The following is a 21,975-nucleotide window of genomic DNA, read 5'->3' as shown; positions in this document are numbered from 1 at the left end:
CCCATATTGGCGCCATGGCCTCTCCCCCTAAAAAGCCCAGAGACCCGGCGCGGCCGACGCGCGCCAAGGCGGCGAAGCCGGAGGTTGCGCCGCTCGCGCCGCATCTCATGCAACTCCTCAATCCCGCGCTCGCGCCGGGATTCGGCGAAGCTTCGCAAGCCGCCTATGACGCCGCCTCGATCCACGGGCTCGATGAGGAGGAGATCGAGAAATACGGGCTCGGCGAAGGGTTACATGCCGAGGGCGCGACTTCAGGAAGCGGCGCTCAAAATATCGGCGGCGTCGAGGCCACCGCCGAGAGCCTTGCGCAATTGCTGCGCCTTGGCGACCCGAACCTCCGCGATCAAAAACCCTGGACGCCACATCGGCCCGAGCGGCCGCCCAAGTCCGAAGGCGGCGTGCGGTTCGAGCTGGTTTCGGATTATACGCCGAAGGGCGATCAACCGGCGGCGATCGAGGAGCTGGTCAAGGGAATCGCCGCGCAGGAACGCGACCAGGTGCTGCTCGGCGTCACCGGCTCGGGCAAGACCTTCACCATGGCGAGCGTGATCGAACGCGTGCAGCGGCCGGCGCTGATTCTCGCGCCGAACAAGACGCTTGCCGCCCAGCTTTATGGCGAGTTCAAGAGCTTCTTTCCGAATAACGCCGTCGAATATTTCGTCTCCTACTACGACTATTACCAGCCCGAAGCCTATGTGCCGCGGTCGGACACCTATATCGAGAAAGAATCGTCGGTGAACGAGCAGATCGACCGCATGCGCCACGCGGCGACGCGCGCGCTGTTGGAGCGCGACGACGTCATCATCGTCGCCTCGGTCTCCTGCATCTATGGCATCGGGTCGGTCGAAACCTATACGGCGATGACCTTCTCGGTGACGCTCGGCGAGAAGCTGGAGCAGCGGCAGCTCGTCACCGATCTCGTCGCGCTGCATTATCGCCGCACCGGCGCGGATTTCATCCGCGGAACTTTTCGGGTGCGCGGCGACACCGTCGATATTTTCCCGGCTCACTATGAGGACCGCGCCTGGCGCGTGAGCTTCTTTGGCGACGAGGTCGAGTCGATTTCCGAATTCGATCCTTTGACCGGCAAGAAGACGGTCGATCTCGAATTCGTGAAGGTCTACGCAAACTCGCATTATGTCACGCCTCGCCCGACGCTGCTGCAGTCGATCAAGGCGATTAAGGACGAGCTGCGCGCGAGACTCGAAGAACTGTACCGCTCAGGCCGTCTGCTCGAGGCGCAGCGGCTCGAGCAGCGCACCCGTTTCGACCTCGAAATGATGGAGGCGACCGGCTCCTGCGCCGGCGTCGAGAATTATTCGCGCTATCTCACCGGCCGCAAGCCTGGCGAGCCGCCGCCGACGCTGTTCGAATATCTGCCGGACAATGCGTTGGTCTTCGCCGACGAGAGCCATGTGTCGGTTCCGCAGATCGGCGGCATGTACAAGGGCGACTTCCGCCGCAAGGCGACGCTCGCCGAATATGGCTTCCGTTTGCCGTCCTGCATGGACAATCGGCCCTTGCGCTTCGAGGAATGGGACGCGATGCGGCCGCAGACCGTGGCGGTCTCGGCGACGCCGGGCAATTGGGAGCTCAATCAGACCGGCGGTGTCTTCGTCGAACAGGTCATTCGCCCGACCGGGCTGATTGACCCGCCCGTCGAAGTGCGTCCGGCGCGCGCCCAGGTCGACGATCTCCTGGACGAAGCGCGCGCCACGGCGCAGATCGGCTATCGCTCGCTGGTCACCGTGCTCACCAAGCGCATGGCGGAAGACTTAACCGAATATCTGCACGAAAACGGCGTGCGCGTGCGCTACATGCATTCCGACATCGACACCATCGAGCGCATCGAAATCATCCGCGATCTGCGGCTCGGCGCCTTTGACGTGCTCGTCGGCATCAATCTCTTGCGTGAGGGTCTGGATATTCCCGAATGCGGGCTTGTCGCGATTCTCGATGCCGATAAGGAAGGCTTTCTGCGTTCGGAAACCTCGCTCGTGCAAACCATCGGCCGCGCCGCGCGCAATATCGACGGCCGCGTCATCCTCTATGCCGATCAGATCACCGGCTCGATGAAACGCGCGATCGACGAGACCAACAGGCGCCGCGCCAAGCAGGAAGCCTACAATCGCGAGAACAACATCACACCGGCGTCGATCAAGCGCGGCATCGCCGACATTCTCGGGTCGGTCGCCGAGCAGGACCATGTGACGGTCGATACTGGCTATGACATCGCGCCCGGCCATAATCTCGCGGCGACGATCGCCGATCTCGAAAAGCGCATGAAGGCGGCGGCGGCGGATCTCGCCTTCGAAGAGGCGGCGCGAATGCGCGATGAAATCCAGCGGCTGCAGCGCGCCGAATTGCTCGCCGAGGCGAGCCCGCAGTTTCGCGCGTCCTTCGGGCGGGGAGGGCGCGGCGCCATACGCCGCGACGAAGAGGAAAAGCTCGCGACCCGCGCCCATAAGCCGACCGACGCCGACATGGGCCCGCATAATTTCGGCGGCGGCGAAGCGCGGCCCGTGGGTCGGCTCATGCCGCCGCCGCGCGTCTCGCCACGCTCGTCGGGCGGCAAGCCAGGCACGCGCACGGTGAAGGGCAAGCCGAAGTGAGCGGCGATTCGTAGTCGAGATGATGCAGTCGATCCCTTCTCCCGTAAATGGGAGAAGGGATCGCGCGTAAAACTCCGCGGTTCACAAATCCTTCGTTCTCGATTAGGGTCCGCGCTCAAGTCCGCTCCCCGGCCGGGGCAGCGGGTTTTTCGCATTTTTCGCGCTATCTTAAGCCGCGCGGCCGGCCTCGCGACGGATAGCGCCTTACAAGGAACCACATGGCCAAGGAAGAACTGCTCGAATTCCCCGGCGTCGTCACCGAATTGCTGCCGAGCGCGATGTTTCGCGTCAAGCTCGAAAACGACCATGAAATCATCGCCCATACCGCCGGCAAGATGCGCAAGAACCGTATCCGCGTGTTGACCGGCGACAAGGTGCTCGTCGAAATGACCCCTTATGATTTGACCAAGGGCCGTATAACATATCGTTTCCGGTAATTTTCTTTTGGCGGAGCGACATTCTTGACAGCCCATCCTCCAATCGCCCGTCCCAAGCTCATCCTCGCATCAGCTTCGCCTAGGCGCCTGGCGCTGTTGCAGCAGGCCGGGCTCGACGCCGACGCGCTGCTGCCCGCCGACATCGACGAGACGCCGCACCGTGGAGAATCGCCGCGCGCCTACGCCACGCGAATCGCCAGCGAGAAGGCCGCTGCCGCCGCCAAGCTCAGGGCGACGCGAGCCGAACTGAAAGACTCATATCTGATCGCCGCGGACACCGTCGTCGCCGTCGGACGGCGCATCCTGCCCAAGGCGGAGACGCGGGAGGAGGCCGAGGAGTGCCTACAGCTCCTTTCCGGACGCCAGCATCGGGTCTATTCGGCGGTGAGCCTCGTCACCCCGCGCGGCTTCGAGCGCAAGCGGCTCGTCGAGGCGCGGCTGCGCTTCAAGCGCCTCGGCTCGACCGAGATCGAAGCCTATCTTTCGACCGGCGAGTGGCGCGGCAAGGCCGGCGCCTACGCCATCCAGGGGCGCGCTGGCGTCTTCGTCGTGAAGATCGTCGGGTCGTATACCGCGATCGTCGGACTGCCGCTTTACGAGACCGTGTCTCTGCTTGCGGGAGAGGGATACCCCGTGCTCGCGCTGTGGATTGCGATGGCGTGAGTCTTAACCGCCCAGGTAGCGGCGCGAGAATCGCGCTCCGAGCCGGGTGAGAATCTCATAGCCGATCGTCCCGGCGCGGGACGCCGCATCCTCGATGCAGATCTTGTCGCCGAGCAACTCAACCCATTCCCCGCGTTGCGCGGCGTCTTTCGGCGCATCGGAGACATCGAGCACGATGTAGTCCATCGAGACGCGGCCGATGAAGGGGCAGCGGACTCCGCCGACCAGCGCTTCCCCTGCCGGCTTTCCGGCACAGGCGCTGGCGCCGGCCGGCACGCCGTCCGCATAGCCGACGCCGATCGTCGCGATCCGCGTGCGCTTTTGCGCCGACCAAAGCGCGTCATAGCCGACGCAGGCACCGGGCTCGATCTCTCGCGTCGACAGAATGCGCGCGTTCAGCCGCGCGACCGGACGCATCGGACATTCGGCATAGGGCGTCGGATTCCCGCCATAGAGCGCGTAGCCGGGCCGGATGAGATCGAAATGCGGCCGCTGCGGCAGGAAGACGGCGGAAGAATTCGACATCGACGCCGGAATGTCGGCGAAGCGCGCGCGGGCGTCGAGGAATGCCTCGATCTGCCGTGCGTTGCGGTCCGCGTCACGGATCTGCGAACTGACAAAATGGCTCATCACCAGGGTCGGCGTGATCTTCCGCGCGCGCTCGGCGGCCGCCGCCGCCTCGTCGATCGGAAGGCCGAAACGATTCATGCCTGAGTCAAAATGGATCGCGGCTTTGGGTTTGCCGCCCGCCGCCGCCCATTCCTCGATTTCGCCGAGCGAGCCCAAGGCGGGAATGAGATCGGCGGCGGCGAGGCGCCGCGCCGCACCGGGAACGAGGCCGTCCAGCACATAGATCGTTGCGTCGGGCGCAACGGCCCGCGCTGTTTCACCCTCCACCACATTGGCGACGAAAAAGGTTCGGCAGCCGGCCGCGCGCAGCGCGCGCATTACGGGCGTAAGCCCCAGCCCATAGGCGTCGGCCTTCACCACCGCGCCGCATTCCGCGCCGGGCGCGAGTCGCGCCATTGTTCGCCAATTGTCGGCGAGCGCGGCGAGATCGACGGTCAGAACGCCGGTTTCCGCCGGGTCCGAAGTCTCGGTCCGGGGCCGCAGTCGCGTAGCGGGTTCGATGATTCCCATCTCGACGCCATTTTAGTCCGCAAAAGGCGGCGTCCAGATGGCGGCGAGATTTATACCCTAAATCGGCAGCAAGCGCTCAAATTTGGCGCGCACCTCGGGGGGAAGGCGGCGCGCGCGGCCGGCTTCAACGCACACCACCCTGACTTTGGCGCGAACGAGAAGTTCCGCGTCCCGCATCACCCGCTGCTCAAGGGTCAGCGATGCGCCGCCGAGGTCAACAGTCTCGGTTTCGACGGTCAGCAGGTCGTCCATGGTCGCCGGCCTTTGGAAGTCGACGTCCATTGCGCGTACGACAAAAAAAATCGGCGCGCCGGCCGCGCCTTCGAGCAACACCCGCTGATCGAGGCCGAGCGCGCGCAGCATTTCCGTGCGCGCCCGCTCCATAAAGCGAAGATAGGACGCGTGGTAGACGAGCCCGGAAAAATCGGTGTCCTCGTAATAGACGCGAATGGAGAGGGACTGACACGGCGCGGTGGCGTTCATAGCTGCTGGCGGGTTAGATCACGCTGAATCTGGGCGGGTTCGCCCAAATAGTGATAACGTGATCGGTCTCAAAAGTTTAGAGTGCGGTCGATGCGAAAGGCCGGGTGCGACTTTTTCGCAAGCCGCGCTTCTGGCGGAGAAAGGCGTGGCGTGAGCGCCGCCGTTATTGATACTGACAAATGGTCGCATTTAACCAATATACGCGGTGACAGGGCGGCAAAGAACTTGCGTAAAGCGGGCGAACAATAGCTGAGGAGCTCCCACATGTCTTTCCAGATTGGCGACACGGCGCCGGATTTTGAAGCCGACACCACGCAGGGACCTATCAAATTCCACGATTGGATCGGCGATTCCTGGTGCATCCTGTTCTCGCATCCCAAGGATTTCACGCCTGTCTGCACGACCGAGCTCGGCTATATGGCCAAGCTCGAACCCGAATTTAAGCGGCGCAACGTCAAGGTCATCGGCTTGAGCGTCGATCCGGTCGACAACCACGCGAAATGGGCGGTCGACATTGCCGAAACGCAGGGCGCGACCCCGCATTATCCGATGATCGGCGACACCAACCTCGGCATATCGAAGCTTTACGGCATGCTGCCGGCGGCCGCCTCGGGCGACGCCAGCAACAGGACGCCGGCCGACAATCAGACCGTGCGTAACGTGTTCGTTATCGGACCAGACAAAAAAATCAAACTCATCATCGTCTATCCGATGACGACGGGCCGCAACTTCGACGAAGTGCTTCGGGTCATCGACTCGCTGCAACTGACCGCCAAACATAAGGTCGCGACGCCCGTCAATTGGCGGCCGGGCGACGACGTCATCATCGCCGGTTCGGTGTCCGACGACGAGGCGAAGAAAATCTATCCGGACGGCTGGAACGCGCCGCGGCCTTATCTCCGCATCGTTCCGCAGCCGAAGTGATTCGGGCGAAGGCGCGAGGCGCGCGCCATGATCTTCAGACAGCTGTTCGATAGCGTTTCCTGCACCTACAGCTATCTCCTCGCCGGCAATCACGGCGCGGAGGCGCTGATCATCGATCCGGTGCTCGACAAGGTTGATCGTTATCTGCAGCTGATCCGCGAGCTCGATGTCCGACTGGTGAAGGCCGTCGACACACATACGCATGCCGATCACCTCACCGGACTGGGGGCGCTTCGCGACCGCACGCATTGCATAACCGTGATGGGCGAGCGAAGCGCCGCCGACGTGGTGTCGATGCGCGTTCGCGAAGGCGACCGCATCCGAATTCCGGGCGTCGAGCTCGAAGTCCTCTATACGCCGGGGCATACGGACGATTCATATAGTTTCGCGATGGCGGACAGGGTCTTCACCGGCGACACGCTGCTCATCCGCGGCACGGGACGCACGGATTTCCAGAACGGCGACGCGCGGGCCGAATACGAATCAATCTTTGGAAAGCTATTGAAGTTCCCGGACGCGACGCTCGTCTATCCCGGCCATGACTATAAGGGTGATACGGTCAGCACGATCGAGGAGGAGCGGGCGTTCAATCCGCGTTTGCAGGTCAAATCCGTCGACGAATATGTCGCGCTGATGGACAGTCTGCATTTGCCCAATCCGAAAATGATGGATGTGGCGGTGCCTGCCAACAGACATATCGGTCTGCATCAGGAGGAGATTGCGCAGCGCGGCTGGGCGTTCACCCCTCAAGAGGCGTTCGGCGTTCTCGGTCAGCCCTCAATCGCTCTTGTCGATCTGCGTGAAGCGCATGAACGGGACGCTCAGGGCGTCATCCCAGGCTCGCTGCATATGCCCTACGGCGAGTTGGAGGAGAACATTCGTGACGGCGGATTGCTGCATGAATTGGCGGTTGCCACCGGTAATCGCATCGTTTTTTATTGCGCCTTCGGCGAGCGCTCTGCGATGGCGGTGGAAGCCGCGCAGGAAGCGGGAATAACCTCGGCCCGCCACATTCAGGGCGGCCTCGACGCTTGGCTGAAGGCCGGTGGACCGATCGTGCGTTAATTTTGACATTTACTTCGATCTATCGGTCGAGCTGGCGGCATCGGCTGGAAAGCGCAGCTTGAGACGCCACATAAGCTTTTCATGGAGGAAGCATTATGAACTCGAAATTTCTAAGCCATGCGCTGAAGGCGCTAGAGCATGCCGGCGAAATTGCCGCCGTTCTCTTATTCGGCGCAATGATCTATTTCGTGCTCACCGCTTGACGCGTATTAGTTTTCGTCTTCTCCGAACAATCCGAATTGCGCGGCGGGGCGCGCCGGTTCGGCGAGGCCGAGGTGGCGGAAGGCGTGCGGCGTCAGCAGGCGCCCGCGCGGCGTGCGCTGCAAAAAGCCCTGCTGCAATAGAAACGGCTCGATGATGTCTTCGATCGCGTCGCGCGGCTCCGACAGCGCCGCGGAGATCGTTTCGATGCCGACGGGACCGCCGCCGAAATTGACGGCGACCAGATCAAGGTAGCGCCGGTCCATGATGTCGAGACCGATCGAATCGACCTCTAACAGCGACAGCGCCCGGTCGGCGAGTTTGCGCGTGATCGATCCCGCGTCTTCAACGATGGCGAAATCGCGCACGCGCCGCAAAAGGCGACCGGCGATACGAGGCGTGCCGCGCGAGCGCCGTGCGATCTCTTTCGCGCCGGCGTCGTCGAGGCCGACGCCAAGCACGCGCGCGCCCCGCTTGACGATCAGCTCCAGTTCTTCCGGCGTGTAGAAATTGAGCCGTATCGGAATGCCGAAGCGGTCGCGCAGCGGCGTAGTCAAGAGCCCCGCGCGCGTCGTCGCCCCGACGAGAGTAAATTTCGCAAGATCGATCTTCACCGAGCGCGCAGCCGGACCCTCGCCGATGATGAGGTCGAGCTGGAAATCCTCCATTGCGGGATAGAGGATTTCCTCCACCGCCGGATTGAGCCTGTGGATTTCGTCGATGAACAGCACGTCGCGCGGTTCGAGATTGGTGAGCTGCGCGGCGAGATCGCCGGCCTTGGCGATGACGGGGCCGGAGGTCGAGCGGAAGTTGACGCCAAGCTCGCGCGCCACGATCTGCGCCAGCGTCGTCTTTCCCAATCCCGGCGGGCCGACGAGCAGCACATGGTCGAGCGCCTCGCCGCGTGTCTTGGCGGCCCCGATGAACACCTTGAGATTGGCGCGCGCCGCCTCCTGGCCCGTAAAGTCCGAAAGCGACAGGGGGCGAAGCGACGCGTCGGCGTCGTCGTCGCGCTGCTCAGGGCTGACAAGACGCGCTGGCGTGGTCAAACGGGCGGCTCCCATGCGCTGGCGCAGGCGCTGTGCTAAGATGCGGCAAACGGAGCCGCGCCGTGAATCGCCCGTCCTCGCAATATGAGTATATGTCCCTCGACGATTTCGAGGAACTTCTGGCCTTGATCGCGCGCGCTCAGCGCGCGAGTTCGCGCAGACCCTGACGGATCAGCGCCCCGGCCTCGGCCGCTTCGCCCAGCTGCTTGAGGCTTTCCGCCACGGCGGCGGCCGCCTGCGGGCGCCCATAGCCGAGATTGACCAGCGCCGAAATCGCGTCGCGCGCCGCCGATGGCGCGCCTTCGGGCTCCTCGCCGGAGAGCCGCGCGAGGGCGGGGTCGACGGTGCCGAAGGCGGGGGCCTGATCTTTCAGTTCCGCGACGATGCGCGCGGCGAGCTTGGGCCCGACGCCCGGCGCACGGGCGACAGTCGCCTTGTCCTGCAGGGCGATGGCGGAGGCGAGATCGCTCGCCGGAAGAATCGACAGGATCGCCAGCGCCACTTTGGCGCCGACGCCCTGCACGGTCTGCAGCAGCCGGAACCAGTCGCGCTCGGCTTCGCTCGAAAAGCCGAAGAGCCGGATCGAATCTTCGCGCACCTGCGTTTCGATGGCGAGCGCGGACGCCTCGCCGACGCGCGGCAGTTTTTGCAGCGTGCGCGTCGAACAATGCACGACATAGCCGACGCCGTTGACGTCGAGGATGACGAAATCCTCGCCATAGGAGTCGATAAGGCCCTTGAGCTTGCCGATCATGCGGAAACTCGCAGTCGCGCCCCGCGATGCTGGGCGTGGCAGATCGCGACAGCCAGCGCGTCGGCGGCGTCGGCGCTCGTCGCCGCGCTCGCCGGCAACAGCACGCGCACCATCATCTGCACTTGCGCCTTGTCGGCATGGCCGGCGCCAACCACCGTTTTCTTTACGAGATTGGCGGCGTATTCGGCGATGACGAGGCCGGCGAGGGCAGCGGCGGTGAGCGCAACGCCGCGCGCCTGTCCGAGTTTGAGCGCCGACTGCGGATCGCGATTGACGAAGGTCTCTTCGATCGCCGCTTCCTGCGGCGCATGGTCGGCGATGACGCCCATCAGCCCGTCGTGCAATTGCCGCAGCCGCTCGCCCATGTTGAGGCTGGCGTCCGAGCGCACGCGCCCGCAGGCGATGAAGGAGAGCCGCGAACCCTGCGCCGCGATGACCCCCCAGCCGGTGTTGCGCAGGCCGGGATCAATGCCGAGGATGCGAATCGGGGCAGGGGTCATGCTGCGAGCGTAGGCGGAAAGGGGCGTTTGGGCGAGCCTCAGGGCGGTCGCGTCTCCGGCCCCTCGCGCGTTTTTCCGTCCAGCAGACAGCTGACCGTAACGTCGCCCATGACGTTGATGGCAGTCCGGCAGCGGTCCAGGAACCAGTCGACGGTAAAAAGTATGGCGATGTAGTCGGTGGGCAGCGCCACGGCCTTGAAGACCATGGTCATCGTCACCAAACCCGCTTCCGGAATGCCGGCCGCGCCGACGGATGCGACGACGGACGTCACCACGACGATGAACTGCTGGCTGAGCGTCAAATGCATGCCGAGCAATTGCGCGACGAACAACGCCGACATGGCTTCATAGAGCGCCGTGCCGTCATTGTTGAAATTCGCGCCCACCAGCGCGCCCATGCTGGCGGACTCCTCGCGCAGCCCGACATTTTCGCGCAGACGCGCGTAGGTCACCGGCATGGTGGCGGTGGAGCTGCCCGTCGAAAACGCCATCACCAAAGCGTCCCGCACGCCGCGCAGCACATAGAGCGGTCGCGCCCAGGACCCGAGGCGCACGCGAATGAGGTAGTAGCCGGCTTGCAGCAGCAGCGCCGCGAGCACGGCGACGACGAAGCCTCCGAGCGCGAGAAAATCGCCAAAGCCTTTCACGCCGATGATGCTGGCGACGATGCCGAACACCGCCAGCGGCACGAGGTCGATGATCCAGTGCAGAATGGTGATCAGACTGGTCAGCGCGACGTGCACGAGGTCTTCGACCGTGCGCACCTCGTAATGTCGCAGGCTTCTCAAGGCGACGCCGAGCGCCACGGCAATGAAGATGACGCCCATCACCGCGCCATTGTCGGAAAACGGCCCGCCGATGCTCTTTGGCACATTGTCCAGAAATTGCGCGAGGGGATCGACCGCGGCCGTGGCCTTGGCGGGCGCATGCGCCGGCGCGGGGCTCGACCATGAACCGGGCTGAAGGACATTGGCGACAAGGAGGCCGATGCCGATCGCCACCAGCGTGTTCGTCAACAGCAGCGTAACCAGCCGCAGCGCCTGCCGGCCGCCAAGATGCGCGCGCATCAGCGCCTGCACGATCGCCAGCAGGATCAGCGGAGGGGCAAGCGCTCCGAGGAGCCGCAGAACGAGCTTCGCGGGAATTTCGAGCGGCGCCGCCTGGTCGCCAAGCAGGACGCCGACGGCAAGCCCCAGTGCGACGGCCCCCAGAATGCGCAGATAAAGGGGAGTCGCGCGCCACCAGCCGAGGGCGCCCAGGCGGCCGGTCGTCCGTTCCGCATCCTGTGAGATCAACTGGGAAGACCTTGACTGCGCGAGAGACGGCTATTGAAGGTGCGTTAGCGACAGAATGAGTGCTTCAGGCCTTCGGCATGCGATCAAGCCTCCGCCTTCCCCACCGCGTCCGCCACGGCGTCAAAGGCCAGCATCGTCGAGCCGTGGCGCGCCTTATAGTCGCGCACCGGCTCCAGCACCGCGAGGTCGGCCCATTTGCCGGTCGGCGGCGGGCCGTTCTCCTTGAGCATTCGGCGCAGCACGTCGCGCGCCTCGCGCAGCTCCTGCGGGGTCGAGCCGACTACATTGCGGGCCATGATCGAGGCCGACGCCTGACCCAAGGCGCAGGCCTTCAATTCATGCGCATAGTCCGCCACCTTGCCGTCGCGCAGCTTCAAATCGACGGTGATCGTCGAGCCGCAGAGCTTGGAATAGGCGGAGGCGGTCGCGTCCGGCTGCGGCAGCCGGCCGAGGCGCGGAATATTTCCGGCAAGCTCCAGAATGCGTTGATTATATATGTTGTCGAGCATCGCCGCCGGCGCGTTTCAAGCGAAGGCCTTACCATCGCCTCGATGAAACTCTATATAGGATTTTGCGCGCCTTCGCGAAAGCGGCTGGCCCGCCGGGGCCGTCAAAGGCCGCGTAGTCTCGAATTCTCGCGTGATCTCGAACCACCGGAGAGGGCGACGATTTGAGGGACCGGGACTTGCACGCTTCGTGCAAGGCACCAGACGGCCGACGCCCTTTTGAAGGCGGTCGGCGATTGTTAGTCGGAGGCGCCACATGGATGACGTGGTTAAGACCTTTCCCCTTTCTTCGTTCGAACCGCCCCTAAAGCTCGAACGTCCCAGCCGCGCGGAGGCCGAGGCCGCCGTGCGCATGCTGCTGCGCTGGGCAGGCGACGATCCCGACCGCGAGGGGCTGCGCGACACGCCGCGCCGGGTGGTCAAGGCCTATGAAGAATTCTTCAGCGGCTATCGGGAAAGCGCCGACGAGGTTCTGTCGAAGGTGTTCGAGGAGGTCGAAGGCTACGACGATCTCGTGCTCGTGCGCGACATTCCCTTCACGTCCCACTGCGAACACCATGTCGTGCCCTTTGTCGGCAAGGCGCACATCGCCTATTACCCGAACGGCGGCGTGGTCGGCCTCTCCAAGCTCGCCCGGCTCGTCGAGATTTTCGCTCGCCGGCTTCAGACCCAGGAGGCGATGACGGCGCAGATTGCGGCGGCGATCGACGAAGCGCTGGCGCCGCGCGGCGTCGCCGTGATGGTCGAAGCCGAACATATGTGCATGTCGATGCGCGGCGTGATGAAACAGGGATCGTCGACCGTCACCATGCAGTTTTCCGGCGTGTTCCGCGACGATCCGGCTCAGCAGGCGCATTTCTACACGCTGCTGCGCGGAGCGCGCTGATGTCGCAGGCCCTTAAAGAGGACGTGGAGGAGGGGGTCGTCTTCGCGCCGAGATTCGACGCGCACGGCCTCATCGTCTGCGTCACCGTTGAAGCCGCGACGCGCGACGTGCTGATGGTCGCCTATATGAACGAACTCGCGCTCGAGAAGACGATCGAGACGGGTTTCGCCCATTATTGGTCGCGGTCGCGGCGTGAATTGTGGCGCAAGGGCGAGACTTCGGGCCAGACCCAAAAGGTTCTGTCATTGCGCGTCGACTGCGATCAGGACGCCCTGCTGCTCGAGGTCGACGTCGGCGGCGACGGCAAAGCCTGTCATACCGGGAGGAAATCCTGCTTCTATCGGGCGCTCAACGGCGATGGCGCGCTGGTATTCTCCGCCGACGGCGCCTAGAGCCGGGCGTCGCTATTTGGCGGAAAGTTAACCTGGAAGCCATTTTCGAGGCGCAGGCTGTTGTCCAAATATAACTTGCGCCGCTTCGAGCCCGAAGAGATGGCGGAGCAGGAACACAGGCATGTTATCGCTACGCTCAAGCAACCTCCAAGATCACGGCTCCGACGCGGGTAGCGCGATGACGGACGAACCCCAAGCTCCTCCGACCACCGTCGTTCGCAAGGCGGATACAGAGGCGAAGCGGGAGAGACGCGGACAGCCGACAATCGGATTGGCGCTTGGCGCAGGCGCGGCGCGCGGCTGGTCGCATATCGGCGTGCTGCGCGAGCTTGTGGACCATGGGATCTCGCCGGATGTGATCGCAGGCACCTCGATCGGCGCGGTGATCGGGGGATGCTACGCCGCCGGCAAGCTTGATGCGATCGAAGCCTTTGCCCTGTCGCTGACCAAGCGGCGCGTCTTCACGCTCATGGACCTTTCCTTTTCCGGCGCCAGCCTGATCACCGGCGAACGGCTACGGTCCGCGCTGGAAAAAGAGCTCGCAAACATCGACATCGAAGAGCTGCCGATCCCGTTCGCCGCCGTGGCGACCGAAGTCGGCACCGGCCACGAGGTTTGGCTGCAGCACGGTTCTCTGTCGCTCGCGATCCGGGCGTCCTATGCTTTGCCGGGCATCTTTGAGCCGGTGCGCATCAGCGACCGCTGGCTGTTCGATGGCGCGCTGGTCAATCCGGTGCCGGTCACCGTCTGCCGCGCTCTCGGCGCCGAATATGTGATCGCCGTGAACGTCACCGCCGACACGATGTATCGCGCGCGCGTCATTCGCGACGATCCGGCGGCGCAAAAACGTGCGGTGGAGGCGGGGCCATTTGGAGAAAAGGCCGACCTCTCCTTCGCAGATCGTTTCCTGCCGCGCTATTTCGACCGCCAGGCGAGCGACGCGCCAAATGTCGCCACAGCGATGATCGACGCCTTCAATATCATCCAAGACCGAATCTTGCGTTCGCGGCTGGCCGGCGACCCGCCGGACGCGACCATCACCGCGCGCATGGAAGAAGTCGGAATGTTCGATTTCCACAGGGCGGAGCAGCTCATCCACGTCGGGCGCGAGGCGACGAAGCGAGCGCTGCCGAACATTTTCGCTCACATCCCGCTGGCGAGCGGCGTCAAATAGAAGAGCGCGCTGCGCACTAGCGACCCCTGGCCGTTGGCGTAGCGCGCGTTCTAGCCCTGCCGCGGCCTGCGACGTTGGACGAATTCGTCCAACGCAGCGCGATCTACGCCTGGGCGATGTATTCGCGCATCGAGCGGTGTTCCTCCTCGATGACGCGTATCCGGTATTTCACGACGTCGCCGATCGAGACGAGGCCGACGAGATGGGTCTCCTGGACCACGGGAATGTGCCGGCGCCTCTCGACCGTCATCACGCGCATCGTATTCTCGACCGCGTCCTCTTCCCGGGCCGGTTGCGGATGTTGCTGCATAAAGGACGATATGGGTTGCGTCAGCGCCTCCGGACCGTCCAGCGCAACCGCCGAAACGATGTCCCGCTCGGCGATGAGACCGATCAATCGGCCGCTGTCGTCGAGTATGACAAGCGCGCCGATCCTGAAGCGCATCATGAGCTGAGCCGCCTCTTGCAGCGTCGTGCCGGCGCTCGCAGTCACCACCTCTCTTCCTTTCTCTGCGAGTATGTTGGCGATCGTCATCTGGCCCTCCTCTTGGCTCTCGACCGGGCTCCTCGCCGGCCGAAAGGCGTCACTGCGAACTTAAGGATATCGGCCCACGCAATCAAAAAAACGGAAAAAGACCAGGCCGAACAAAAATCCCCCGATATGCGCTTCCCAGGCGATGGCGCTCGACGCGCCGGCCGCCTGCGGAAATGCGCCAAGAAGCAAGTTCGCCGCTAGCCATGCAACGAGGAAAAACATCGCCTGCCGGTTGAGCGGCAATTGCGACAGCGAAGTGGAACCCGGTCCCTCGTCGTATGGCGCCCGCGGATTGCCCCTTTCGTCCGCCAGTCGCGCTCCTGGCGTAAATGCGAAACGCACGATCGCGCCCATTGTTCCTGAGATTGCGCCAGATGCGCCGACAACCGGGGCGATCTCGTAAGGATGCAGCGCAAAAAAGAACAGCGCGCCGGAAATTGCGCTCGCAGCGAGAAAGAGTAGGTAGCGCGCCGAGCCGAATCGCCGTTCGACCGGCGTTCCGAAGGCGGCGAGGGCGCACACATTGACCACGAGATGCGTCCAGTCGCCATGCAGAAAAGCATAGGTCAGCATGGTGGCGTATTCGACGCCGCCTTCGGTCGTCACGCGCGCCGGGATGAAGGCGAATGTCGCCAACAGCCACTGAGCGAAGTCCGCAGGAGCGTAGGCGACGACAAACTGTATGGCCGTCAACGCGAAGATGAGCGTCTTCGTCACTTTCGGCAAATTGAAAATCCGTTCGCGCTGTGCGGCCACGTGCGCTCCTGTCCGTCTGCCTGGCGAAGGCCCGCAGAGCCTCAATGCTAATCTAGCGCGAGCGGAGTCGGCGAGCGTCCCGATTTGAAGCGCCCGTCGGCGGCGGCGAAACTGCATGGTAGACGACCGAGGGATCGGAACAACGCCAATAGACGCTGCAGCTTCCTGCTTTAGCTGCTCTTTTTTGCATTGGCGAACAGCCCGGCGTCAGCGCCGAATCCGCCGCTGTGGCGATGGCACGACCCCTGCTGTTTAGGCGAGCAGATGCAAGGCTGCGGGGGCGGCGTGCCAATCCTGGGCAGGGGCGCGCAAGCGTCGGGCGAATTCAGATGAAATTGCCGGTTACGAGGAATCTTCACGACTATTGGGATCAGCTGAAGGGCGAACGGAGGGCGCCGGATCGAGCGGACATCGACCCCGTTGCGATTCGCCATATCCTGGCGGACACATTCATCATCGAAGTGGATGTCGAGCACCGCTTTCCGCTTCGGCTTTGCGGCGCGCGGGTGAACGCGCTCTGGCTGGACGACCAGAAGGGCCGCCCGTTCCTGAGCTGGTGGACAGCCCAGTATCGTCACGACATTGGCGAGGCGGTTCGCCAGGTCATCTTCAAGGAAACGCCTCTCTTGGCGCATGCTGTTTGCGCGGGGGCCGGCGAACGGGCTGAATTCGAACTTCTGCTCTTGCCTTTGCGCCATTTCGGCAACAGATGTGCGCGCGTTCTCGGGTCGCTTGCGCCGGTTCAGCCGCTAACGTGGCTGGGACTTTGCCCGATCGGGCGACTCGACCTCCTCGCTTCGTGGACGCCGTCCGAAAAAGCCTGCGAAGCTTCGGATGATGGCTGGCGCCTGGGCTCGGCCGAGCGGCTGGCTGCATCCGATGGCGAATGTGACAGGTTCGACTACAGTAAAGCGCTATGAGAATTACTTACTTTCCTGAATAGAGCAAATATTCTTTGGCTCGCCAATCGTCTCACACTCGCGCGCGGAACCCCGACGCAACAAACCTGCGGCCGATTTTCTGCAGCGCAGCAATCCGACGCCGGCGGACGGCCGGTAGCTTATTGAAGAATGCTTGTCGCGACCGTCCATCGACTGCGGCGTAATCATCCCCTCAGCGCTCTCGTTGTGCGCCGTTACGATGGCGGCTTAGCAGCCGTTTTCGCCCCCCTTTGCCGTTTTCGGCATCGACGTATCGATGCGATCACGCCCCTCCAGGATTTGATTGTGGCTCTGGCGCCACACTCGTCGAAATTCCGATCGAGCGCCCGCGGATTCAGGGGCTTTTGAATTGACTGTGCGCTGCCGCGACTGATTGATTGGGCCTATAGCGAGCGATCGCTTTTTGGTTCCACCGGGGCAGTTCGGCGAAGGATTTTCGCCTCAATCTAGGCAGTGAGGATTCTAATGAAAAAGTCTCTTTCCGCAGTCGCCTTGGCGCTTGCGCTGACCGGCCCGGCATTGGCGGCCGATCTTCCCCACTACAAGGCGCCCCCGCCGCCGCCCCCGCCGCCGCCCCCGATGTGGACGGGCTTCTATGTCGGTCTGAACGCGGGAGGAGGTTGGGCTAGCAGCACCAATACTCGGATCACGTCCGCGCCGATTTATAATCCCGCGGGGTTTAACCCTGACATTGTGCTGAGGGCGGCGCTGTCGGGTAGCGCGCTTATCGGAGGGAATAACAACGGCGGTTTCCTCGGCGGCGGCCAGATCGGTTACAACTGGCAGTTTTACAATGGCGCGGTGGTCGCGGGCGTCGAAGCAGATATCCAGGGAATCGCGAGCAATAACAGCTCCCGAACAGCGTGGAATGCCGTTGTGACCCTTAACGGCGATCCCTTGAGCACAGTCTATAATGTTTCCAATCGTCTCGACTATATCGGCACCGTACGCGGTCGGTTGGGTTGGCTGTTCACGCCAACGTTCCTTCTCTATGGAACGGGTGGTTTGGCATATGGGGGCGTTCAGTCCTCCGTGAGCATGCTCCAATTCCGTGACGTGGGCTTGGGTTCGCAGCTGTTCGGCCTTACATCGGGGGCCTTCTCTGATACCAGGGTCGGCTGGACGGTTGGTGGCGGCGTTGAATGGATGTTCTGGCCGAACTGGTCCGCCAAGGTCGAATACCTGTATTACGATCTCGGTAACGTAAACTATGCCGCTGGCGTGCTGGTGGGTAGCAACTTCGGCTTCTCCCGTTACGGCATCGCGCCGCAGATTAACAATCGTTATAACGGCAATATCGTTCGCGCTGGCGTGAACTATCACTTCAACTGGGGCGCCGCCCCGGTCGTCGCCAAATACTGATCGACCTGAGCGATCTTTACGGAAAGAACCCGGCCAACGCCGGGCTCTTTTTTTGGCGCGCCGCGCCCCACTTTACTGAGATCGATTGGGCGCGGCGATTGCCTGATACGGACCAGCGCTGTATTAGAGCGTTTTCCGGTTCCGGCGTGATGCGCGCAAATGTATTGCGAAGACGTTTTCGATCTTATCGACCGGCTCGCGCGCGCCGACAGACGATCCATTCTCAACAGCTTCCTCGACGAATTCCTGCGTGCGACGGACCTCGCCGACGTCGCTTATGTCGCCTTCAATCTCCTGACGGGCGTCGTCGGCCGGCCTCTGCTTTCTGCTGCTTGCGGCCCGTCCTGGCGTAAGCTTCATGTCCAGTCCGGCCGCGTCGACCTCGGGCCGCTTCTACGCGCCGGTTTGGGCGGCATAGCGCCTGTGCGCTGGGGCGCTTTGGAGCGTGACGATCCGATCATTCGAAAACTGCTCGGCGAAGCGCTCGAACTCGATGTCGACTCGAATGGTGTCTCCATCCCGTTGCGCGGCTGCGATGGCGAATACGCATTGTTCAGCGTTTGCGTCCGAGGATCCGGCGCCTCGGAAATGTCGCGCCATGCTGTGACGCGCCGGCTCATGATCGCGAGCGCGATCTTCCACGCGATGGTGCGACGCGGCTCGTCGGCTAGAGATTCGCGCAGCGACCAGTTGATGGACCGCGAGCTTGCCTGTCTACGCCTCAAGGCTTTGAGAAAAACCGACGACGAGATTGGTCTCGCCATCGGTGCCAGCTCGAGCGCGGCGCGGTTCTGGATGGAGACGGCGCGTGCGCGGCTTGACGCCCCCACCGTCGATGCTGCTGTCCAAAAAGCGGTTGGAACAGGTTCGATGTGGCGTGGCGCGGAGCCGCCTTGTCCGTCGTTCGAACCGATTCGGCTCGCGGCTTCGATCGACTGGCGCGAGCGATGATTGCGCTGCTTCCCGGCGAATCGCGCGCGCTCTTTCCTCGACTCGCCGACGAAATGTATGACCTGCGCCTGAGCGCGGCTCGGGCCCGTCTCGATCGCCCGTTGGGCGCAGTCAGTCGACTGTCGGTCGTCGATTATTTTGATTCGCTCGATCCGCTTTACGTTCTTGCGATTAATGATGCAGAACGCATCGTCGGCGCGCTGAGGCTTTTGCCGACGACCGGCGTGACGATGTTGAACGACGCTTTCGCGGCAAGCGCGCCGCAGTCTCTGCGAATTGAAAGTCCGCTGATCTGGGAAGCGAGTGGCCTGTCGCTCGAGGCGATCGAAAATTGTCAGGCCCAGGAAAAGATCATCGATCGCGCCGTCGGCGAAATAGGCGTTGCGTTGAATGAGATCGCGCAGGCCGCTGCGCTGACGCATGTGATTGGCGTTTTCGACAGCGGTGCGCACAGATTGCTGTCTTTTCGCGGCTGCGCCGGTGAAACGTTAACGCCGCCAATGAGCTTGGACGGCGAGGAGATATGTGTCGCTCTTTATGAAGTCGGCGCCGCGATGGACGCGCAATTTTCCTATCTCGCCGGCGCGGACGCTTGCCGGCTTGTCAATTTGGCCAATCTCGAAAGCGCACGCTTTCGCGGGCGCTGATCTCCAATTCGAACGGAGATCGGACAGCCCTCAGGGCCAGTCCAAGACGCAAAGGCGCTCCGCAGTCGATCCCAAGGTTCCCCTCGCCGCCAAACGACGGGCGAAGCTTCAGGCGATGAGCGTGCTCAGGCGTTGACGATCGCGGTGATCGCCAGCGTGATGGCGGCGGCGGCGGCGAAGATCGAAAGAATCGCTGAGATGGCGTTCATGGGTTCTATCCTATGGCTCGCTGCCCGGGGAATGAATGACCGCATCTAGAGCAGGCGCGACAAATTAGCGCATCGACTCTGAAATTAGCCAAGTGGGAAAAGCTGTTGCGATGCACCTGCATTGCCGCTCATCAATCGGCCCGCCAAATCGGCAGAGAGCCATTAACCCGATTTCAATCAATGACTAATTGGCCAAGTTTTTGGCGTCTGTGCGCCGCAATGACGATTATCCGTCAGCAACATAAGCTTTACTTTGAGGCGCCGCCTCGCCGCTCTCGGCGAGCATGTCGTCGCTCGCGCCGCGACCGGCTGTCATGTTCTGACTTTTGACTCGCGCCAAAGCCGGAGAGGCGCCTGACGCCATCCTGACAAGGCTACCGGCAAGGGCTCGGTCGGTCGAAGAAAGCTGAGCCGAAGCATTTGTTTAGCCGGCGGCGACACAGCGCATCCGTGTCTTCTTTTGGCGAATTGTGACGCCCGTTTGGCGATTGCGCCATCCTGACCTAGATTACTTCTAATCTCATCCCGCGCTGGTCGAGGCGTCTCTTCGCCTCTGGCGGAGGATGCATAGATATTGGCGACGGCGCCCGGCTTGCCGCGGCTCTCGTCATGGAGGTGAAAATGAAGGCGAATTGGAAGAAATATTTGCCTTGGGTCGTCTTCGTCGCAGTCGGCGCCTTGCTCTTCGGGCTGTTTCAACACCAGCAGACCCGCACGCCGGCTCGCGAGATCACCTTCAGCGAACTGCTGGTGCAGATCGACGAAGGCCGAATCCACGACGTGACGATGTCCGGCAACGAGATCTCGGGCCACTTCAACGACAACCGGTCCTTCACGACCTATGCGCCCAATGATCCGGGCCTCGTGCAGAAGCTTGAGTCGAAGAAGGTGCAGATCAGCGCCAAACCGGCGAACGACAGTCCCAGTTGGCTCTCGACTCTTCTTGTCAACGGATTGCCTCTGTTGCTCTTCATCGCCGTGTGGATTTACATGGCGCGTCAGATGCAGGGCGGGGCAGGTGGCCGCGCAATGGGCTTTGGCAAGTCGAAAGCGAAGCTTTTGACCGAGACGCAAGGCCGCGTCACGTTTGAAGACGTCGCCGGCGTCGACGAAGCCAAGGAGGATCTGCAGGAGATCGTCGAATTCCTGCGCGATCCGCAGAAGTTCCAGCGTCTCGGCGGCCGCATTCCGCGCGGCGTGCTGCTCGTTGGACCGCCAGGCACCGGCAAGACCTTGCTGGCGCGCGCCATCGCCGGCGAGGCGGGCGTGCCGTTCTTCTCGATCTCGGGTTCCGACTTCGTCGAAATGTTCGTCGGCGTCGGCGCGTCGCGCGTGCGCGACATGTTCGAACAGGCGAAGAAGAACGCGCCCTGCATCATCTTCGTCGACGAGATCGACGCGGTCGGCCGCCATCGCGGCGCCGGCCTTGGCGGCGGCAATGACGAGCGCGAGCAGACGCTGAACCAGCTGCTCGTCGAGATGGACGGCTTCGAGGCGAATGAGGGCATCATCCTGATCGCCGCGACCAACCGTCCGGACGTGCTCGATCCGGCGCTGATGCGTCCGGGCCGTTTCGACCGGCAGATCCAGGTGCCGAACCCGGATTTCATCGGCCGCGAGAAGATCCTCAAGGTTCACGCCCGCAAGGTGCCTTTGGCGCCGGACGTGGATTTGAAGATCGTCGCGCGCGGCACGCCGGGGTTCTCGGGCGCCGATCTGATGAATCTTGTCAACGAGGCGGCGCTGCTCGCGGCGCGGCGCTCGAAGCGGATCGTCACGAAACAGGAGTTCGAGGACGCCCGCGACAAGATCATGATGGGCGCCGAGCGGCGCACGCTGGTGATGACGGATGAGGAGAAGAAACTCACCGCCTATCACGAAGGCGGCCATGCGCTGGTGCAGCTCTCGGTTCCTGGCGCGATGCCGATCCACAAGGCGACGATCATTCCGCGCGGCAGAGCGCTCGGCATGGTGCAGGGTCTTCCCGAGCGCGATCAGATCTCGCAGACATACGAGCAGCTGACCGCGATGCTCGCCATCGCCATGGGCGGCCGCGTCGCCGAGGAAATGATCTTTGGCCATGACAAGGTGACGTCGGGAGCGGCTTCGGACATCCAGCAATGCACCCGTGTGGCGCGTGCGATGGTCACTCAGCTCGGCTTCTCGGACAAGCTCGGCACCGTCGCCTACGCCAATCCCGAGCAGGAGCAGTTCCTCGGATATTCCCTCGGGCGTCAGCAGACGATTTCCGAGGCGACGCAGCAGACGATCGACGCTGAGGTGCGCCGATTGGTGCAGGAGGCCTATGACGAGGCGATGCGCATCCTGTCGGAAAAGCGCAGCCAACTCGACACGATCGCCAATGCGCTTCTCGAATTCGAGACGCTGTCCGGGGACGAGATGAAGGGCCTGCTCGCCGGCAAGCGGCCGGTGCGCGAAGAGTCGACGCCGACGCCGCCGCCGCGCGGCTCGGCGGTGCCGACGACGGGGCAA

23 protein-coding genes are annotated in these 21,975 nt (G+C 63.1%); 14 read left to right on the top strand and 9 right to left on the bottom strand.

All coding sequences use genetic code 11. The features are described from left to right. The first annotated feature begins 14 nt into the window (after window positions 1-14). The 3 genes from uvrB (at window position 15) to QZ964_RS19045 (ending at window position 3,712) form a co-directional block, all read left to right on the top strand. On the top strand, window positions 15-2,612 hold the full coding sequence (uvrB, locus tag QZ964_RS19055) for an excinuclease ABC subunit UvrB (protein WP_292533573.1): 2,598 nt from the start codon (window positions 15-17) through the stop codon (window positions 2,610-2,612). Between the two features lie 218 nt (window positions 2,613-2,830). Further along, complete coding sequence (gene infA / locus QZ964_RS19050) at window positions 2,831-3,049, top strand: translation initiation factor IF-1 (RefSeq protein ID WP_014890360.1); 219 nt, start codon at window positions 2,831-2,833, stop codon at window positions 3,047-3,049. Window positions 3,050-3,073: 24 nt separating this feature from the next. Then, window positions 3,074-3,712 carry a Maf-like protein gene (locus tag QZ964_RS19045; protein WP_292533569.1) on the top strand — a complete coding sequence of 213 codons (639 nt, stop codon included), beginning with the start codon at window positions 3,074-3,076 and terminating at the stop codon, window positions 3,710-3,712. Window positions 3,713-3,715: 3 nt separating this feature from the next. Here QZ964_RS19045 and alr read toward each other — a convergent pair whose 3' ends face one another. Both alr and ybgC read right to left on the bottom strand, forming a co-directional pair. Beyond that, a complete protein-coding gene (gene alr / locus QZ964_RS19040; RefSeq protein WP_292533568.1) occupies window positions 3,716-4,852 on the bottom strand; it encodes an alanine racemase in 1,137 nt (378 codons plus the stop codon). A 57-nt stretch (window positions 4,853-4,909) separates the two neighbouring features. Continuing rightward, window positions 4,910-5,335 (bottom strand): tol-pal system-associated acyl-CoA thioesterase, encoded by a 426-nt coding sequence (gene ybgC / locus QZ964_RS19035; protein WP_292533566.1) that lies wholly within the window; start codon window positions 5,333-5,335, stop codon window positions 4,910-4,912. A 264-nt stretch (window positions 5,336-5,599) separates the two neighbouring features. On the opposite strand from ybgC, the gene QZ964_RS19030 reads away from it, so the two are divergent. Then, window positions 5,600-6,259, top strand: a complete 660-nt coding sequence (locus QZ964_RS19030; RefSeq protein WP_292533565.1) for a peroxiredoxin — start codon at window positions 5,600-5,602, stop codon at window positions 6,257-6,259. Window positions 6,260-6,286: 27 nt separating this feature from the next. Continuing rightward, window positions 6,287-7,324 carry an MBL fold metallo-hydrolase gene (locus QZ964_RS19025; protein ID WP_292533563.1) on the top strand — a complete coding sequence of 346 codons (1,038 nt, stop codon included), beginning with the start codon at window positions 6,287-6,289 and terminating at the stop codon, window positions 7,322-7,324. A gap of 209 nt (window positions 7,325-7,533) precedes the next feature. Here the strand turns inward: QZ964_RS19025 and ruvB are convergent, their stop codons facing one another. The 5 genes from ruvB to QZ964_RS19000 all read right to left on the bottom strand — a co-directional run bounded on the left by ruvB (window position 7,534) and on the right by QZ964_RS19000 (window position 11,632). Beyond that, window positions 7,534-8,589 carry a Holliday junction branch migration DNA helicase RuvB gene (gene ruvB / locus QZ964_RS19020; RefSeq protein WP_292533562.1) on the bottom strand — a complete coding sequence of 352 codons (1,056 nt, stop codon included), beginning with the start codon at window positions 8,587-8,589 and terminating at the stop codon, window positions 7,534-7,536. A 124-nt stretch (window positions 8,590-8,713) separates the two neighbouring features. After that, window positions 8,714-9,328 carry a Holliday junction branch migration protein RuvA gene (gene ruvA / locus QZ964_RS19015; protein ID WP_292533561.1) on the bottom strand — a complete coding sequence of 205 codons (615 nt, stop codon included), beginning with the start codon at window positions 9,326-9,328 and terminating at the stop codon, window positions 8,714-8,716. Further along, window positions 9,325-9,828 carry a crossover junction endodeoxyribonuclease RuvC gene (gene ruvC, locus QZ964_RS19010; protein ID WP_292533560.1) on the bottom strand — a complete coding sequence of 168 codons (504 nt, stop codon included), beginning with the start codon at window positions 9,826-9,828 and terminating at the stop codon, window positions 9,325-9,327. The genes ruvA and ruvC overlap by 4 nt, the downstream gene beginning before the upstream one ends. A 38-nt stretch (window positions 9,829-9,866) precedes the next feature. Continuing rightward, complete coding sequence (locus tag QZ964_RS19005) at window positions 9,867-11,123, bottom strand: dicarboxylate/amino acid:cation symporter (RefSeq protein ID WP_292533558.1); 1,257 nt, start codon at window positions 11,121-11,123, stop codon at window positions 9,867-9,869. An 83-nt stretch (window positions 11,124-11,206) separates the two neighbouring features. Further along, the gene (locus QZ964_RS19000) at window positions 11,207-11,632 is read right to left on the bottom strand and encodes an iron-sulfur cluster assembly scaffold protein (protein WP_292533557.1); all 426 of its coding nucleotides are present in this window, start codon (window positions 11,630-11,632) and stop codon (window positions 11,207-11,209) included. Between the two features lie 253 nt (window positions 11,633-11,885). On the opposite strand from QZ964_RS19000, the gene folE reads away from it, so the two are divergent. The 3 genes from folE to QZ964_RS18985 all read left to right on the top strand — a co-directional run bounded on the left by folE (window position 11,886) and on the right by QZ964_RS18985 (window position 14,081). Next, on the top strand, window positions 11,886-12,515 hold the full coding sequence (folE, locus tag QZ964_RS18995; protein ID WP_292533555.1) for a GTP cyclohydrolase I FolE: 630 nt from the start codon (window positions 11,886-11,888) through the stop codon (window positions 12,513-12,515). After that, window positions 12,515-12,907 carry a phosphoribosyl-AMP cyclohydrolase gene (gene hisI / locus QZ964_RS18990; protein ID WP_292533554.1) on the top strand — a complete coding sequence of 131 codons (393 nt, stop codon included), beginning with the start codon at window positions 12,515-12,517 and terminating at the stop codon, window positions 12,905-12,907. The genes folE and hisI overlap by 1 nt, the downstream gene beginning before the upstream one ends. A 178-nt stretch (window positions 12,908-13,085) precedes the next feature. Beyond that, window positions 13,086-14,081, top strand: a complete 996-nt coding sequence (locus QZ964_RS18985; protein WP_292533553.1) for a patatin-like phospholipase family protein — start codon at window positions 13,086-13,088, stop codon at window positions 14,079-14,081. Between the two features lie 103 nt (window positions 14,082-14,184). On the opposite strand, the gene QZ964_RS18980 is transcribed toward QZ964_RS18985, so the two are convergent. Next, complete coding sequence (locus tag QZ964_RS18980; RefSeq protein ID WP_292533551.1) at window positions 14,185-14,616, bottom strand: CBS domain-containing protein; 432 nt, start codon at window positions 14,614-14,616, stop codon at window positions 14,185-14,187. Between the two features lie 60 nt (window positions 14,617-14,676). Beyond that, the gene (locus QZ964_RS18975) at window positions 14,677-15,372 is read right to left on the bottom strand and encodes a rhomboid family intramembrane serine protease (protein WP_292533550.1); all 696 of its coding nucleotides are present in this window, start codon (window positions 15,370-15,372) and stop codon (window positions 14,677-14,679) included. Between the two features lie 329 nt (window positions 15,373-15,701). On the opposite strand from QZ964_RS18975, the gene QZ964_RS18970 reads away from it, so the two are divergent. From QZ964_RS18970 to ftsH, 6 genes are all read left to right on the top strand, one after another. Beyond that, a complete protein-coding gene (locus QZ964_RS18970) occupies window positions 15,702-16,292 on the top strand; it encodes a PAS domain-containing protein (RefSeq protein WP_292533548.1) in 591 nt (196 codons plus the stop codon). 486 nt (window positions 16,293-16,778) lie between these two features. After that, window positions 16,779-17,675, top strand: a complete 897-nt coding sequence (locus QZ964_RS18965) for an outer membrane beta-barrel protein (protein ID WP_292533547.1) — start codon at window positions 16,779-16,781, stop codon at window positions 17,673-17,675. A gap of 159 nt (window positions 17,676-17,834) precedes the next feature. Further along, a complete protein-coding gene (locus tag QZ964_RS18960) occupies window positions 17,835-18,626 on the top strand; it encodes an autoinducer binding domain-containing protein (RefSeq protein WP_292533545.1) in 792 nt (263 codons plus the stop codon). Then, window positions 18,623-19,273, top strand: coding sequence for an acyl-homoserine-lactone synthase (locus tag QZ964_RS18955; RefSeq protein ID WP_292533543.1), 651 nt, complete (start codon window positions 18,623-18,625; stop codon window positions 19,271-19,273). Before QZ964_RS18960 ends, QZ964_RS18955 begins: the two co-directional genes overlap by 4 nt. A gap of 132 nt (window positions 19,274-19,405) precedes the next feature. Next, window positions 19,406-19,531 (top strand): hypothetical protein, encoded by a 126-nt coding sequence (locus QZ964_RS18950; protein ID WP_292533541.1) that lies wholly within the window; start codon window positions 19,406-19,408, stop codon window positions 19,529-19,531. 572 nt (window positions 19,532-20,103) lie between these two features. Next, window positions 20,104-21,975, top strand: a 1,872-nt coding sequence (gene ftsH, locus QZ964_RS18945) for an ATP-dependent zinc metalloprotease FtsH (RefSeq protein ID WP_292533540.1), incomplete at its 3' end; no start/stop codon positions are given.

This window comes from Methylocystis sp., from assembly GCF_021731785.1.
Lineage (GTDB): Bacteria > Pseudomonadota > Alphaproteobacteria > Rhizobiales > Beijerinckiaceae > Methylocystis.
This window is presented reverse-complemented; position numbering and strand designations above follow the sequence as displayed.

What these genes read in the sequence shown, in the direction of transcription:
- QZ964_RS18970 (WP_292533548.1), top strand. Translation starts at nt 15,702, where the DNA reads ATGAAATTGCCGGTTACGAGGAATCTTCACGACTATTGGGATCAGCTG.
- infA (WP_014890360.1), top strand. Translation starts at nt 2,831, where the DNA reads ATGGCCAAGGAAGAACTGCTCGAATTCCCCGGCGTCGTCACCGAATTG.
- QZ964_RS19030 (WP_292533565.1), top strand. Translation starts at nt 5,600, where the DNA reads ATGTCTTTCCAGATTGGCGACACGGCGCCGGATTTTGAAGCCGACACC.
- alr (WP_292533568.1), bottom strand. Translation starts at nt 4,852, where the DNA reads ATGGGAATCATCGAACCCGCTACGCGACTGCGGCCCCGGACCGAGACT.
- QZ964_RS18960 (WP_292533545.1), top strand. Translation starts at nt 17,835, where the DNA reads ATGTATTGCGAAGACGTTTTCGATCTTATCGACCGGCTCGCGCGCGCC.
- QZ964_RS19000 (WP_292533557.1), bottom strand. Translation starts at nt 11,632, where the DNA reads ATGCTCGACAACATATATAATCAACGCATTCTGGAGCTTGCCGGAAAT.
- QZ964_RS18980 (WP_292533551.1), bottom strand. Translation starts at nt 14,616, where the DNA reads ATGACGATCGCCAACATACTCGCAGAGAAAGGAAGAGAGGTGGTGACT.
- uvrB (WP_292533573.1), top strand. Translation starts at nt 15, where the DNA reads ATGGCCTCTCCCCCTAAAAAGCCCAGAGACCCGGCGCGGCCGACGCGC.
- folE (WP_292533555.1), top strand. Translation starts at nt 11,886, where the DNA reads ATGGATGACGTGGTTAAGACCTTTCCCCTTTCTTCGTTCGAACCGCCC.
- QZ964_RS18985 (WP_292533553.1), top strand. Translation starts at nt 13,086, where the DNA reads ATGACGGACGAACCCCAAGCTCCTCCGACCACCGTCGTTCGCAAGGCG.
- ruvA (WP_292533561.1), bottom strand. Translation starts at nt 9,328, where the DNA reads ATGATCGGCAAGCTCAAGGGCCTTATCGACTCCTATGGCGAGGATTTC.
- QZ964_RS19025 (WP_292533563.1), top strand. Translation starts at nt 6,287, where the DNA reads ATGATCTTCAGACAGCTGTTCGATAGCGTTTCCTGCACCTACAGCTAT.
- ybgC (WP_292533566.1), bottom strand. Translation starts at nt 5,335, where the DNA reads ATGAACGCCACCGCGCCGTGTCAGTCCCTCTCCATTCGCGTCTATTAC.
- ruvC (WP_292533560.1), bottom strand. Translation starts at nt 9,828, where the DNA reads ATGACCCCTGCCCCGATTCGCATCCTCGGCATTGATCCCGGCCTGCGC.
- QZ964_RS18965 (WP_292533547.1), top strand. Translation starts at nt 16,779, where the DNA reads ATGAAAAAGTCTCTTTCCGCAGTCGCCTTGGCGCTTGCGCTGACCGGC.
- ruvB (WP_292533562.1), bottom strand. Translation starts at nt 8,589, where the DNA reads ATGGGAGCCGCCCGTTTGACCACGCCAGCGCGTCTTGTCAGCCCTGAG.
- hisI (WP_292533554.1), top strand. Translation starts at nt 12,515, where the DNA reads ATGTCGCAGGCCCTTAAAGAGGACGTGGAGGAGGGGGTCGTCTTCGCG.
- QZ964_RS18955 (WP_292533543.1), top strand. Translation starts at nt 18,623, where the DNA reads ATGATTGCGCTGCTTCCCGGCGAATCGCGCGCGCTCTTTCCTCGACTC.